General features: G+C 61.6%; 13 protein-coding genes and 1 pseudogene. 10 read left to right on the top strand and 4 right to left on the bottom strand.

Translation table 11 applies throughout. The features are described from left to right. Positions 1–27: 27 nt before the first annotated feature. A complete protein-coding gene (gene yfcC, locus THEVEDRAFT_RS08255; RefSeq protein ID WP_006584271.1) occupies positions 28–1,554 on the bottom strand; it encodes a putative basic amino acid antiporter YfcC in 1,527 nt (508 codons plus the stop codon). A 205-nt stretch (positions 1,555–1,759) separates the two neighbouring features. Between yfcC and THEVEDRAFT_RS08250 the strand changes: the two genes are divergently transcribed. Beyond that, positions 1,760–2,497: a GntR family transcriptional regulator gene (locus THEVEDRAFT_RS08250; protein ID WP_006584270.1), complete on the top strand. Its 738-nt coding sequence runs from the start codon at positions 1,760–1,762 to the stop codon at positions 2,495–2,497. Beyond that, a complete protein-coding gene (iadA, locus tag THEVEDRAFT_RS08245) occupies positions 2,494–3,666 on the top strand; it encodes a beta-aspartyl-peptidase (RefSeq protein ID WP_006584269.1) in 1,173 nt (390 codons plus the stop codon). The genes THEVEDRAFT_RS08250 and iadA overlap by 4 nt, the downstream gene beginning before the upstream one ends. A 234-nt stretch (positions 3,667–3,900) precedes the next feature. Here the strand turns inward: iadA and THEVEDRAFT_RS08240 are convergent, their stop codons facing one another. Next, on the bottom strand, positions 3,901–5,034 hold the full coding sequence (locus THEVEDRAFT_RS08240; protein ID WP_245522653.1) for an HD-GYP domain-containing protein: 1,134 nt from the start codon (positions 5,032–5,034) through the stop codon (positions 3,901–3,903). Between the two features lie 192 nt (positions 5,035–5,226). Here THEVEDRAFT_RS08240 and THEVEDRAFT_RS08235 point away from each other — a divergent pair, with 192 nt between their 5' ends. From THEVEDRAFT_RS08235 to THEVEDRAFT_RS10280, 3 genes and pseudogenes are all read left to right on the top strand, one after another. Continuing rightward, on the top strand, positions 5,227–6,783 hold the full coding sequence (locus THEVEDRAFT_RS08235; protein ID WP_006584267.1) for an ABC transporter substrate-binding protein: 1,557 nt from the start codon (positions 5,227–5,229) through the stop codon (positions 6,781–6,783). Between the two features lie 64 nt (positions 6,784–6,847). Then, a pseudogene (locus THEVEDRAFT_RS08230) lies at positions 6,848–8,128 on the top strand (AMP-binding protein); the annotation flags it as partial. Positions 8,129–8,237: 109 nt separating this feature from the next. Beyond that, positions 8,238–8,327 carry a hypothetical protein gene (locus tag THEVEDRAFT_RS10280; RefSeq protein ID WP_342610160.1) on the top strand — a complete coding sequence of 30 codons (90 nt, stop codon included), beginning with the start codon at positions 8,238–8,240 and terminating at the stop codon, positions 8,325–8,327. A 145-nt stretch (positions 8,328–8,472) separates the two neighbouring features. Here the strand turns inward: THEVEDRAFT_RS10280 and THEVEDRAFT_RS08225 are convergent, their stop codons facing one another. Together THEVEDRAFT_RS08225 and THEVEDRAFT_RS08220 are read right to left on the bottom strand one after the other, a co-directional pair. Then, positions 8,473–9,741 carry an MFS transporter gene (locus THEVEDRAFT_RS08225; protein ID WP_006584265.1) on the bottom strand — a complete coding sequence of 423 codons (1,269 nt, stop codon included), beginning with the start codon at positions 9,739–9,741 and terminating at the stop codon, positions 8,473–8,475. Positions 9,742–9,825: 84 nt separating this feature from the next. After that, entirely contained in the window at positions 9,826–10,533 is a 708-nt protein-coding gene (locus THEVEDRAFT_RS08220) for a glycerophosphodiester phosphodiesterase (RefSeq protein WP_006584264.1), read from the bottom strand. A 297-nt stretch (positions 10,534–10,830) separates the two neighbouring features. On the opposite strand from THEVEDRAFT_RS08220, the gene THEVEDRAFT_RS08215 reads away from it, so the two are divergent. The 5 genes from THEVEDRAFT_RS08215 to THEVEDRAFT_RS08200 all read left to right on the top strand — a co-directional run bounded on the left by THEVEDRAFT_RS08215 (position 10,831) and on the right by THEVEDRAFT_RS08200 (position 12,607). Beyond that, on the top strand, positions 10,831–11,049 hold the full coding sequence (locus THEVEDRAFT_RS08215; RefSeq protein WP_006584263.1) for a DUF1659 domain-containing protein: 219 nt from the start codon (positions 10,831–10,833) through the stop codon (positions 11,047–11,049). Between the two features lie 43 nt (positions 11,050–11,092). Next, positions 11,093–11,290, top strand: a complete 198-nt coding sequence (locus THEVEDRAFT_RS08210; protein ID WP_006584262.1) for a DUF2922 domain-containing protein — start codon at positions 11,093–11,095, stop codon at positions 11,288–11,290. A 128-nt stretch (positions 11,291–11,418) separates the two neighbouring features. After that, positions 11,419–11,577 carry a YvrJ family protein gene (locus THEVEDRAFT_RS09395; protein WP_245522791.1) on the top strand — a complete coding sequence of 53 codons (159 nt, stop codon included), beginning with the start codon at positions 11,419–11,421 and terminating at the stop codon, positions 11,575–11,577. Next, a complete protein-coding gene (locus tag THEVEDRAFT_RS08205; protein WP_006584260.1) occupies positions 11,570–11,881 on the top strand; it encodes a YcbK family protein in 312 nt (103 codons plus the stop codon). Before THEVEDRAFT_RS09395 ends, THEVEDRAFT_RS08205 begins: the two co-directional genes overlap by 8 nt. 141 nt (positions 11,882–12,022) lie before the next feature. Then, positions 12,023–12,607: a nucleoside deaminase gene (locus THEVEDRAFT_RS08200; RefSeq protein ID WP_006584259.1), complete on the top strand. Its 585-nt coding sequence runs from the start codon at positions 12,023–12,025 to the stop codon at positions 12,605–12,607. The last annotated feature ends 153 nt before the right edge of the window (positions 12,608–12,760 follow it).

The following is a 12,760-nucleotide window of genomic DNA, read 5'->3' as shown; positions in this document are numbered from 1 at the left end:
CCCGGTTTTTGTCGTTCCCTGGCGCCGCTACTTGAGTCCGAACAGGACCCCTCCTATCACGAAGAGGGAGCCGAAGAAGAAGAGCAGCCCCTGGAACTTTATCTGCCACCTGGCCCACTGGGTCCAGTCTATCCTTGCGGCCCCAAGGCAGGCCATGAGGACCCCGGAGGTGGGGACGATGAGGTTGGTGAAGCCGTCCCCCAGCTGGAACGCCAGCACCGCCACCTGCCGGGAGACCCCCAAGATGTCCGACAGGGGAGCCATGAGGGGCATGGTGAGCGCCGCCTGTCCGGAACCGGAGACCACGAAGAAGTTGAAGCAGGACTGGAAGATGTACATGAACCACGCGGATACCGCGGCGGGGAGCCCCTTGAAGGCCTCGCCGGTGTAGTGGAGCACCGTGTTGAGCACCGTGGGGTTAGATGGATCGGTGCCGCCGAGGACCAGCACTATGCCCTTGGCCATGCCCACCACGAGGGCAGCCCCCACCAGGTCCTCCGCCCCCTTGCGGAAGCTGGTGGCGATGTCGTTGACCCTCATGCCCTCAAGCTTGAAGAGGACCCCTATGATCCCGCACAGGAGGCCCATCACGAAGAACTGGGTGGCTATCTCGGGGATGTAGTAGCCCTCCTGGACGACCCCCCAGATGACCCAGGCTATGCCTGCCGCCACGGTGAGCACCACCAGGCCGTGGCCCAGGGTGAACCTGCCTCCCTCTGCCTTGTGGGAGGATATGTCCTTCCGGAAGAACTCATCGGTCTTGTAGGAGATCGATGTTTCCGGGTTGGCCTTGACCTTCCGGGCGTACCTTATGGTGAAGGCGATGCCGAAGAGGGTGAAGAATCCCCACATGGCTATCCTGAACCCCGCGGCGGAAAGCACCGGTATCTGGCTTACCCCCTGGGCTATGGCCACGCTGAAGGGGTTCATCCAGCTGGTGGCGAAGCCTATCTGGGTGGCCACGTAGGACACCAGGATGGCGGTCACCGAGTCGTAGCCCATGGCCACGCATACCGGGCATAGGATCATGACGAACGGGATGGCCTCCTCCCCCATGCCGAACACCGCGCCCCCGAGGGAGAAGAGGACGAACAGGATGGGCAGCAGCAGGATCTCCTTCCCCTGTAGCTTGTTTATGATGGCCATTATGCCGTTTTCAACCGCCCCGGTCCTCAGGATTATCCCGAAGGCACCGCCGATTATGAGTATGAACGCCACCACTCCGACCGCGGATCCCCACTTGTCACCGGAGACCAGCCCCTCGAAGGCGTAGTTGAGGAACCCCACCTCCCCTCCGGGTTCAAAGAGCTTGATCCCCTTCTTGAGGGGGCTGCCCGCCTCGTCCTTCACCAGGGTGAAGGTCTCGGGTTTGAGCACCGTCCTGCTCTTCTCCTTGCCCGAAACGGTGTACTTTACCTCATGGGTCTCGAACTTGCCCACCGGCACCACGTACGTGAGAGCCGCCATGAACGCCACCACCAGGAAGATGATTATGTAGGTATCCAGCATCCAGGTGGTCTTGTTCTTCTTGTCTTGCTGGGAAGGTCCGCTCATCCTTCCGCATCCCCCTCTCATAGGCATGTTTGATTTGGTGAACAGGTGCTGCAGAAAACTCCGGTACCTTCGTGCCCCTCGCCGTACTCCCAAGGCCCTGGGGCTCTCATCGTTGTCACCTCCGATCCGGGGTTGATTTGGCCCGGGGCTTCGTTATAATGGATCCAATAATAGCACAATGAATCCATAGATGGGAGGGGGAGTAGTGCAGGAAGATCACCTGGGGGCACTGAGGGAGGTAACGGGACATGTTATATCCGGCATAGTTAAGCGCCGGTACATGCCGGGGGACAGGATAACCGAGCCCGCCCTGGCGGAGGAGCTTGGGCTCAGCAGGACCCCGGTCAGGCACGGTCTTGCGGCGTTGGTGGCGGACGGGGTGCTGGTGAAGGAGAAGGGGAGGCGGGGCTACGTGGTGCCCCGGCTTACCCGGTCGGACATGCTGGAGGTGTTCTCCGCCAGGGAGCTTTTAGAGGGGTACCTGGCGTTCCGGGCCGCCCAGGAGGCGGATGCGTCGGACGTTGGGAGGCTCAAGGAGATAAACGCCCGGGAGCAGGCGATGGCGGACCTGGGGGACCTGGAGGGCTACTGTGCCGCCAACGACGAGTTCCACATGGCGGTGGCGGAGATGGGGGGCAACGGGTACCTCCTAAAGGCCTTTCGGCTGGTCTACTGGAGGAGTCAGCTCTACGTGCACGCCTTGATCGACTTCCTTCCCCCCTCCGAGGACGGGGGAAGCGGGAGCTTGGCGGAGCACCGGTTAATCGTGGACGCCATAGAGAGGCGGGACGCGGAAGGGGCCAGGCGGGCGGCTGAGGAGCATCTTAGGAGCACTCGGGGATACCGGATAGCCTTTGGCGGTCGGGAGGAGCTGTTCCTGGACATGTGGAACGGGGACAGGAGGAGAGGGCGGGTTTCCCGTCGGGGAGGTAGGGACGGTTGAGGTCTTATCTTTTTAAGGGTGCGGAGGTGTTCGCCCCGGAGGCGAAGGGCTGTTGTGACGTGTTGTGCGTGGGGCCGAAGGTCGTTGCGTTGGGGGATCTTGGAGGGGTGTGTATTCCCGGCATGGAGGTGGTGGACGGGAGGGGGCTCCTGCTGCTCCCCGGGTTCATCGACAACCACGTTCACATCCTGGGAGGCGGCGGTGAGGGGGGGCCCGCCACCAGGACCCCGGAGATGCCGGTGGAGGACCCGTTGACCGGCGGGATAACCACCGTCATAGGCGTCTTGGGCACCGATGACGTTACCCGATCCGTGGCCTCCCTGGTGGCCAAGGCCCGGGGGCTTTGGGCGGAGGGTATAAGCGCCTGGGTCATGGTGGGGTCCTATCAGCTGCCGGTGGCGACACTTACGGGCTCCATAAGGTCCGACATAGCCCTGGTGGAGCAGGTTATAGGGGTGGGGGAGGTGGCCCTTTCGGACCACCGATCGAGCCAGCCGTCGCTGGAGGAGCTGCTCAAGATCGCCTCCGCCGCGAGGGTTGGGGGCATGCTCAAGGGCTTTGGGGGAAAGGTGAACGTCCACATGGGAGACGGCCCCAGGGGGTTGAGCATGCTCCGGGAGGCCGCCCAAGGTACGGAGATACCGGTGGACCAGTTCATACCCACCCACGTGAACCGGAACCCGGATCTTTTCCGGGAGGCCGTGGCCTTTGCCCTGGACGGGGGGGTGGTGGACCTCACCACCAGCACCACGCCGCAGTTCCTGGAGGAGGGGGAGGTGAAGTGCTCCCGGGGGTTGAAGGAGATGCTCCATGCGGGGGTTGACCCCTCCAGGATATGCTTCAGCTCCGACGGCCAGGGAAGCCTTCCGGTGTTCGACCAGGGGGGCCGTTTCAAGGGGCTCACGGTCGGGAGGGTTACCTCCCTCTGGGAGGAGGTGAGGGATGCAGTGCAAGAGGAGGGCGTCCCGTTGGAGACGGCGGTCAGGGTGATAACCAGCTCCCCCGCCCTCTTCCACCGGCTGCCGGGCAAGGGCTTTGTGGCGGAGGGTTTTGACGCGGATCTGGTGTTGGTGGACCAGGATTTGAGGATAAGGCATGTGCTGAGCCGCGGAGTCATGGCCGTGAGGGACCGGGAGCTGCTGCTCAAGGGGACCTTCTCCCCCCGTTAAGACCGCTCCTGCTGGGGCCCCGGCGGTTTTTCGTGGGGCACTTGGTGCCCTTTGCCCGGGACGGAACCGGGCCCGGTGCGGTTATCCCGCCGGGCCCGTCCTTCTTGCCGTTTTGCGGTGCTGCAGGAACCCACCGGCCCCTGGAATTGCCCCCGACGGCTAGGCCCCTTGCACCCCTGGGGGCTTTCTGAGGCCCCTTAGGCGTCTTGGGGACAGGGGGCAAGTCCCCTTGGGCTACACGTCCAGGGCCCGCTTTATGAAGAGCTTCCGGTGCGTCTCCTTGTGCAGCTCTATGATCCTGACCGAGCCGTCCTTCTCCCGCACCAGTATCTTGGGCTGCAGCAGGTTGCCCTCCGTGGAGGCCGCCACGGTTCCCACGGTGCCGTCCGATAGCTCCACCACCGATCCCGGGGGGTATATGCCCATGCCGCTGAGCAGCACCTTGCAGACGTCGGGGTCGAAGTGGGTCTCGTTGGCGCTCATAACGAAGTTGAAGGCCGCCTTGGCGGATACCGCGTCCTTGTAGCCCCTGTTGCTGGTCATGGCGTCGAAGGTGTCCGCCACCGCCAGGATGCGGGCTATCATGGGGATGTCCTTCCCCTTGAGGCCATCGGGGTACCCGGAGCCGTCCCACCGCTCGTGGTGGTGCCTTATGCCGAGCAGTATGTCCTGGTCGTCCACGCCGGACTGCCTTGCTATCCTCTCGCTGTGCAGGGGGTGCTGCTTTATGATCTCCCGCTCCTCCGGTGTGAGGGGTTCGGATTTCTCCAGGATCTCCCTTGGCATGGCGCTCTTGCCCAGGTCGAAGAGGAGCCCCGCCTTGACCGCCTTGTCCACCAGGGGCTGCTCGCACTTCTTTATCTCGCACAGCCTCTTGGCCAGGAACCCCGCCAGAAGGGACACGTTGAGGCTGTGGGTCTGGGTGTACGAGTCGGTCTGCTCCGGGGATGTGAGGGAGTAGAGTATCTGGGATGTCTTGCGGATCTCCTGGCTCAACATGCCCCCAAGGCGGTCCACCTCACCCTTTGGGAAGTTGAACTTCTGGTCTATGGTGAGCTTGGAGAAGATGTCCGACATGGTGCGGCCCACCTCCTGGCTCACCTCGGGGTTCACGGTCTCGAAGGAGGAGTCTATCTGCTTGAGGAGCTCCTTCATGACCCGATTGTCCACCCGGTGGGAGAACTCCAGCTCCACCTGGTCGATCCCCTGACCCTTGAGGGATGACACGAGCCTGTCTGGGTTTTTGAACTTGGCCAGTATCTCCCCGATGGGGACCTTATTGGGCACCAGCACGGCGCTTCCCGCGGCGTTGAAGATGTTCTGGACGAAGACCGCGTCCGGATAGGACGGGACCTCCTCTACCGGCACGATTCTGCGATACCTGGCGGCGTGTTTCATGCTCCACTCCTCCCCGGGGAGGACCCCAAGATGGTTATCTCAGCTTAAGTATATATGAAAAACAAGAAAATTCCATACCCCATGCTCTTCCGGCGGCGGCTTAGTTTTGGCGGCATTTATTATAGAATTAGCCTTAAGCGTTGGGAACGGGGGAATGGGAGTTTGGAAGAGTCCAAGGTCATGGATAGGATAGGGGAGGTAATAGAGCGGTACGGCAGGGACCTTTTGGAGGACCCGGACAGGCTCCAGCAGCTTTTGGAGACCCATGGGGCGGAGGGCCGGGAGTGGTTTTTCACCTTTGTGATGGCCCTTCGTACCGCCCTGGAGATGGGGTACGAGATGCCGGTGGACTCCTCCGAGGGGGTTTACGTGGCGGAGGCCCTGGAGGACCGTTTTGGGATGGAGAGGGATAAGGCCCTGTGGGGGGCATCCGCCCTGGCGGTGCTGTCCCGGAGGTTTTACGGCACCAGCTCCGAGGCGATGAGGTCTGACAGGAGGGGCGGTTCCCATGGAAGGGGGATGATAGGCCGTCTTACCCCGTCCCAGGTGCTTTGGGCCGCCATGGGGGTTCTTTGGCTTTTCGCCGCCCTATCCTTTGGGGTTTATCGGATGATGTCGGAAAGGGGGCCCGACGGGGGGGAGTTCAGGATAACCCTTCTGGCCCCCTTGAGCGGTCCTGGGGGCCCCGAGGGGCAGGTGATGCTGAGGGCCGCCCAGATGGCGGTGGAGCAGATCAACTCCCAGGGGGGTGTCAGGGGGTATCGGGTGAGGCTTTTGGGTTTTGACAGCCATGATCCCGGATCTCCCCCTTGGGAGGAGCTGGGGGATCGGATGAAGGAGAGGACCCGTCCTCACGTGGTGCTGTCCGCGGTGGGTGACAAGGGGGCCCTTGGGCTGGTTGGATGGAGCGAGAGGGCCAGGACCCCGATCATAGCGGTGGACGCCAAGGACCCGTTGGTGCCGGCGGTGAGCCCCTACAAGCCCAACCCCTTCATGTTCGCCATGCTGGCCTCCCCCGCCATGGAGGGGCGCATATCCGCTTACTTCGTCCGCCAGGGGCTTAACAGGACCGGGGCGTTTGTCGTGTTCGACGGTTCCAGCAGGAGGTCCGTGGAGGCGGAGAGGCATTTTGAGGCCTCGTTCGGGGCCATCGGCGGGGAGGTCAGGGGCAGGTTTGACGTGTCCACCGGGGGAGGCGGCTCCCTGGTGCCCTTGCAGCTCCTTCCCGGCGGCTCCGATCCGGTGGTTGCCTTCGTGTTCGGTGAGGACCTGATGAGGCTTTTTCCCCACTTGAGGTCCTCGGGTTTTGCCGGCCCCCTGGTGGCCCTGGGCAACCCGGAGGGGTTGGGGAGGGACATGAAGCTCATGTCCAACAGCTGGTGGATCGCCGATGCCTCCCCTGGGGACGTTTACGTGCAGCCCTTCGTGGAGGGCTACGCGGACAGGTACAAGGACCGTCTGCCGAGGTATATGGTCCTGCCCGCCATGCTGGCCTATGATGGGGTGAGGTGGGCGGGGGACGCGCTTTCCAGGGCCTCCTCCTTCTCCCCGGAGGGGATAAGGTATGCCCTCTCGGATACCAGGTCCTTGTCGCTGGTTCATGCCACCCTGTCGATAGATCCCTCCACCCATGCCCCGCACAACAAGGCCATGGCGCTCATATACGTAGGGCCCCGGGGGGCGGCGTTCCAGCGGCGGATATGGATGGGGCCCCGGTAGGGGATGGTATAATTAAAATATTCGATTGAATGCCTGAGTTTTAAGTGTCGAGAGGGGATAGCACATGGATCGTCTGGAGAGGGTTCTTAAGGGGAAGCTGGAGGATTCGCCCGGGGCTTCCTGTTACTGGTGGATGGGGAACTGGAGGGGCCGGGGGGATCTGGCGGACCTGGTCTTGAAGAGCCGGAGGGTGCTGGAGGAGTCGGGTTTCCGGGAGGGGATGAGGCTGGGGATCCTCATGCCCAACTGTCCCATGGTGCTGGCCCTGTCGATAGCCTGCTGGAGCCTTGGGGGAGCCGTGGCCCCCATGAACGCCCGATCCGGGGCTGAGGCGCTTCTTAGGACCATATCCATCCTGGACCTTCACGGGGTGGCCTATGTGGAGGACCGCCCGGAGATAGGGGAGGCCCTTTCCAGGGCGGGGATGCCCTCCGCCCCCTGCGGTTTAGAGGGTCCCCTGCGGCCCTTCACCGGCCGGGGGGCTTCGGAGCTTGACGACCCCGATACCGCGGTGGTCTTCAGCACCTCCGGTACCACCGGCTTGCCCAAGGCGGTTCCCATATCCCATGGGAACATACTGAACAACGTGACGTCCTCCATCGAGCACGTGGAGTTCCTGCGGCCCGGGGAGGTGATGCTTAACGCCCTGCCCAACTTCCACACCTTGGGTTACAGCGTGTCCGGCATCCTTCCCCTGGTGGGTGATATAGCCCAGGCGATACTGCCCTCCTTCGTGCCCGCGGACTCCGCGTTGAGCGCCATTAACGCCGCGAAGGTAACCGGTATAGTGGCGGTGCCCACCATGCTGTCCATGCTCATGGGGGCGGTCTTGAGGGGCGGGGAGAGGCCGGAAGGCGTGTCCTTCATAATATCCGGCGGGGACAAGCTCAACGTGGATATGGACAGGCGCTGCCAGGAGCTCCTGGGGGCCCCGATACTCGAGGGTTACGGGCTTACTGAATGCTCACCGGTGGTGTCCATAAACCCGAGCTATGACTCAAGGCGGCTTGGCACGGTTGGCACCATGATAAGGGGCTACGAGCATCAGATAAGGGACTTGGAGGGCAACCTCTTGGACGACGCCTCCGAGGGGGTTCTTTGGCTAAAGGGGCCGTCCATCACTAGGGGTTACTTCAGGGATCCGGTTAACACCGCCGCCCGCTTCAAGGACGGGTGGTTTGACACCGGGGACGTGGTGCGGATTCAGGACGGCTACATCACCGTTCTGGACAGGGCCACGGACATAATAATAGTGGGGGGCTTCAACGTCTATCCCCAGGAGGTGGAGATGGCGCTTATGGAGCACCCGGCGGTGTCCCAGGCGGTGGCGGTGGGGGAGAGCAACAGCATGACCGGTCAGGTGGTTAAGGCCTTCGTGGTGTTGAAGGAGGGGCAGGAGGCGTCCCCCCGGCCAGATAATCGACTTCGCCAAGGAGAGGCTGGCGCATTTCAAGGTGCCCCGAAAGGTGGTCATCCTAAAGGAGCTGCCCCTGTCCAGCACCGGCAAGGTGAGCCGCAGAGCGCTTAGGGAGATGCCGGACTGAGGCCCTTCGGGGGTTGGGCGGCGGGGAGGAGAAGTGCGGCGGAGGCGGAGAAGTGATAAAGAGGCGTGGAAGGATAGAGGGGGCTTTGTGCCCCCTCCTTTGGTCTTAAGGGTTCAAGCCGCGCTTAGGGCCTTGTTCTTTGAATCTACTCCTCCGCCCCTGCGGGCTCCAGGGCTTCCGCTGGAGTTTCCGATTCGTTCCTTATGTACTTTAAGAGCATGTGGGCGGAGGCGAAGCCGATGCCCGCCAGGACGATCAGGGAGAGGAATATGAGCCTGTAGCCCTGGATGCCCGGGTACCTGTCCAGGAGGTTGCCGAAGTAGCTGTAGATGAAGGTGTCCGGCAGGTACCCCACCAGGCTTATGGCCCCGTAGGCGGCTCCCGCCAGGGAGTTGGGTATCCGGATCTCGTCCACCGGTGCGAAGTAGGTGCCCTTGACCGCGAAGACGCAGAACGAGGCGGCGAGGGTGGTGCCGAGCATCACCATGAGCAGCTTGGGTTCCCCGGGTATTATGTACAGACAGCCCACCAGGGTAGCGATGACGAGGAAGCCGATCCTTATGAACTTGGTGGAGGAGCCGATCCGGTCCGCTATTATGCCCCCCACGGGGCCTCCGCCGAGCCTTAGGCCGTAGGTCCTTATGATAGCTATGAAGGCCCCCATGGAGACCGACATCTTGAAGACGTTGGTCAGGTACGGGGTTATATAGGTGAGCCCCGCCCCTATGCTGTACCCGGCGAAGATTATCATGGCGGATAGCCATATGGCGGGCATCCTCAAGACGTCGCCGATGCCGTCGAAGATGGACGTGTTGCCCTCCGCCACCTCTCCCTTCTTCTCCTCCAGCAGGAAGTAGACCACCACGCCCAGGATGATCATGGCCACCGAGTAGAAGACGATGGCCCCTTTAAGCCCCAGCCGGGTGGCGCCGAAGGCCTTGAAGATGAAGAGGGCCCCGAATGCGCTCAATGTGGCGGAGAGTCCCCGTCCGAAGTCCAGGAAGCCGAAGAGTCGTCCCTGTTCGGAGCTGTCCCCCAGCATCTTGACGCTCTTGAGCATGGTGGGCCAGAAGGTGAACACCGTGGTGAACGCCCATATCACGTGGATCCCCAGGGCAATTGGATAGCCCGGGAAGGTGGAGTAGTAAAGGCCCGTGAGGCCGGTGGTGATGAGGGAGAAGGGCACCAGCTTCTTGTAGGGCAGCCGGTCCGCCAATATGCCCCCCGGAAGGTACAGGAAGAGGTTCGCTATGCCGTAGACGGTCATGAGGTTCCCTATCTGGGTGTTGTTTATCCTGAGGGCCTCCTGCAGTGGTATGTAGAACTGTTCCCTAAGGTAAGGAAGCTGATAGATTATGCCTCCTGAGAAGGCGAGGCAGAACAGGGTTATCCACTTTTTAACATTTCGGTTCATGGGCAGTCCTCCTCTTTTCCATTCTTTAATGGGCGGTGGTCCTTGGGACCTGGGTTGATTTAGCGATGATTGGCCCTCGGGGGCTTAGAGGAACAGGTCCGGCCGGTCGGTGAAGATGCCGTCCACCCCTAGGGCCTCGATCTCCCGGGCGGTCTCGTGGTGGTTCACGGTGTAGCAGAAGACCTTAAGCCCCCGTTCCTTGTAGGCCTTGCAGTCCTGCTGGTCCACCAGCTCGAACGCGGGATGCACGCTGTAGGCCTGGAACCCTAGGGAGTCCAGGTAGACCTGTGGGTTGAGCAGGTAGTTGTAGGTTAGAAGTCCTATGCGAAGGTCCTCCAGCAGTCCCTTGATGGTCTCAAGGGCCTTGTGGTCGAAGGATGATACTACCACGTTGTCCCACCTGCCGAACTGCTTGAGCTCCTTGGCCACCGCCTCCTCAAGGCCCCGGCGCTGGAAGGTGATCTGCTTGAGCTCCAGGTTCAACATGACGTTCGGTGGCACCGTCTCCAGCACCTCCACCAGGGTTGGTATCCGTTCCCCCTGGAACTCCCGACCGAACCAGCTCCCCGCGTCCAGTCGTCGGATCTCCTCCAGGGTGAGGTTCGCCACCTCCCCGGTCCCGTTTGAGGTCCTGTCCACTGAGAAGTCGTGGATTATCACCGGCTTGCCGTCCCGGGTGAGCTGCACGTCCACCTCTATCCCCTGGACCCCAAGCTCAAGCCCCTTCCTTATGGCCCCCAGGGTGTTCTCCGGCGCGAGCCCCGCGGCCCCCCTGTGTCCTATCACCATCATCTGCCGTCACTCCCCCCTTTTTTATGACCCCTACTAATAAGGAGAGACCCGCAAGCCACCCTGTGGCCCGCGGGTCTCTGCGCTCTTGCGGGGTCTTCAATATCCTAAGTTAGCATACATTAACCATTGGGTCAAGGTGTATTTAGAATTTTGGTTTTATTCAACCCCGGGATATGATTACATATAGTTATCTTTATCTTGATTGTTGACAACCCAAAGGAGGCATGATATCCTGCCCTTGCCGACAAGGCATGGCCCGGGCTCTAGATCAAAAGGGTTCAAAGGAGGGTGATCCCATTGGCCAGTTATCAAAACGTTAAAAGCAGGGTGGTGCTCCGCCTTAACGGAGGGATCGGGGAGAACGGCAAGCCGGTCATAAAGACCGTACCCCTGGGGCTTGTTAGGGGTGATATCGGCGCAGAGGACCTGCACCAGGTATCCCAGGCCCTTGGGGGCCTGCTGGAGCTCCCGGTGCTGGAGGTCCTGAAGCAGGATACCGACGGCCTTGTGGCCTAAAGCTTAACACCAATACACGGATACACGGAGAGGTGATCCATAGATGAAGACGCTGCGCATGAGGTTTACTACCCAGGAGGGCAAGGGGCTTACGGTGAACCTTAAGCATCCCAAGGGGGATCTCACCGCTGAGCAGGTGCGCCCGGTGATGGAGCTCATGGCCTCCAAGGGGATCTTCCCGGTCCCCGTAGCGGTGGACTCCTGCCTGCTGGTGGATACGGGGACGAGCAAGCTGTTCTAGGTTCCCCATTCCCCTCCGGGGCCCTTGGGCCCTGGGGATGCCGGTGACCTATGTCTGATTCGTGTGACGCCGGGGGCTTGCCCCCGGCTCTTTTCTAGACCCTGGAAGGGGGATCGGCAGTGAACGAGATGATAGCGTCCGGCGTTCAGACCGCCTTCTCCATCCTGGTGGCCTCATACCTCTTGGTCCGGATGGAGGCCCGGATAGAGGGGCTGACCCAGGCGGTGTCGGATCTCAAATCCGCCATAGAGAGGACCTTCCAGTTGGAGGTGGGAGGGAATGGCTGACCTTAGGCGCTTTAAGTGCCGTTGCTGCGGCGAGTGCCGCATGGACCCGCGGTACCTTAAGCTATTCGATGCCCTGGAGGACCGGTGGGGACCGCTTAGGGTGACCAGCGGCTACCGGTGTCAAAGGCACAACCGGGCGGTAGGCGGGGTGGCTCACAGCCTGCATACCAAGGGGTTAGCGGCGGACGTGGCCTGCGTTAAGGCTAGGCAGCCCGAGCTTGGGGAGATGGCCAAAGCGCTGGGGTTCAACCAGGTGGTGCTGTACCCCATGCGGGGGTTCGTGCACCTGGGCGTGAAAACCTAAGGCCCGGCGGGGCATCCGTACGGGCCTTGGGGATAGGTCCCTAAGGGCCTTGGCGTTTAACTAGCCCTACCCACATGGGGTACCCCAGGACATGGATTTTCATCGTGTATAATCAAATAAAATCCAAGGGGGTGATGTGTGTTGCAGAAGTACGACCACCTAGCACTTGCAACGAGGTTCCTCGACGTGATCGAGCAGGACATAATGCCCCTCACGGAGAAGGCGGTACGGATAGGCTGCAAGGTATTTGGCGCCGCGGTGTTGAGGCGGGATGACCTGTCCTTGGTGGTGGCGGGTACCAACCAGGATGCGTTCTCCCCCCTGTGGCACGGGGAGGTGTACACCATAAAGCTCTTCTACGAGCTTCAGGGGCATCCGGACCCATCGGATTGCCTTTTCCTGTCCACCCACGAGCCCTGCTCCATGTGCATATCCGCCCTCGCCTGGTCCGGCTTCAAGGACATCTTCTACTTCTTCGGCTACGAGCACACCAAGGAGGACTTCAACATACCACACGACCTCAAGATGCTGAAGGAGGTCTTCGGCTGCGACCATCCAACCCCTAAGAACCAGTACTACACCAAGCACTCCATAATGGAGATGATCAAGTCCATCCAGGAGCCCGAGAGGTCCCAGCTGGAGGCTAGGGTGAGCTCCATAAGGGAGGGTTACGCCGGGATGTCCCAGGTCTACCAGGCGGGGGAGAAGAAGATGATACTTAAGTGACAACCCTTTTAACTCGACCCCGCCCCTCACCCCTCCGTCCCGGCCTGGGCTTTCAACCTTGATGGCCATGGGCACCGGGGGCGCCCCCTTAGGGGGAAGCGCGTTCGAATTAGAGAGGGCCGCCCGGGATTTGCCCCGGGCGGCCCTCTCGAT

It is taken from the genome of Thermanaerovibrio velox DSM 12556 (assembly GCF_000237825.1).
In the GTDB taxonomy this organism is placed as follows: domain Bacteria; phylum Synergistota; class Synergistia; order Synergistales; family Synergistaceae; genus Thermanaerovibrio; species Thermanaerovibrio velox.
This window is presented reverse-complemented; position numbering and strand designations above follow the sequence as displayed.

Coding starts and splice junctions, on each gene's coding strand:
- THEVEDRAFT_RS08205 (WP_006584260.1), top strand. CDS start 11,570: ATGGCTGACCTTAGGCGCTTTAAGTGCCGTTGCTGCGGCGAGTGCCGC.
- THEVEDRAFT_RS08210 (WP_006584262.1), top strand. CDS start 11,093: ATGAAGACGCTGCGCATGAGGTTTACTACCCAGGAGGGCAAGGGGCTT.
- yfcC (WP_006584271.1), bottom strand. CDS start 1,554: ATGAGCGGACCTTCCCAGCAAGACAAGAAGAACAAGACCACCTGGATG.
- THEVEDRAFT_RS09395 (WP_245522791.1), top strand. CDS start 11,419: ATGATAGCGTCCGGCGTTCAGACCGCCTTCTCCATCCTGGTGGCCTCA.
- THEVEDRAFT_RS08220 (WP_006584264.1), bottom strand. CDS start 10,533: ATGATGGTGATAGGACACAGGGGGGCCGCGGGGCTCGCGCCGGAGAAC.
- THEVEDRAFT_RS08225 (WP_006584265.1), bottom strand. CDS start 9,741: ATGAACCGAAATGTTAAAAAGTGGATAACCCTGTTCTGCCTCGCCTTC.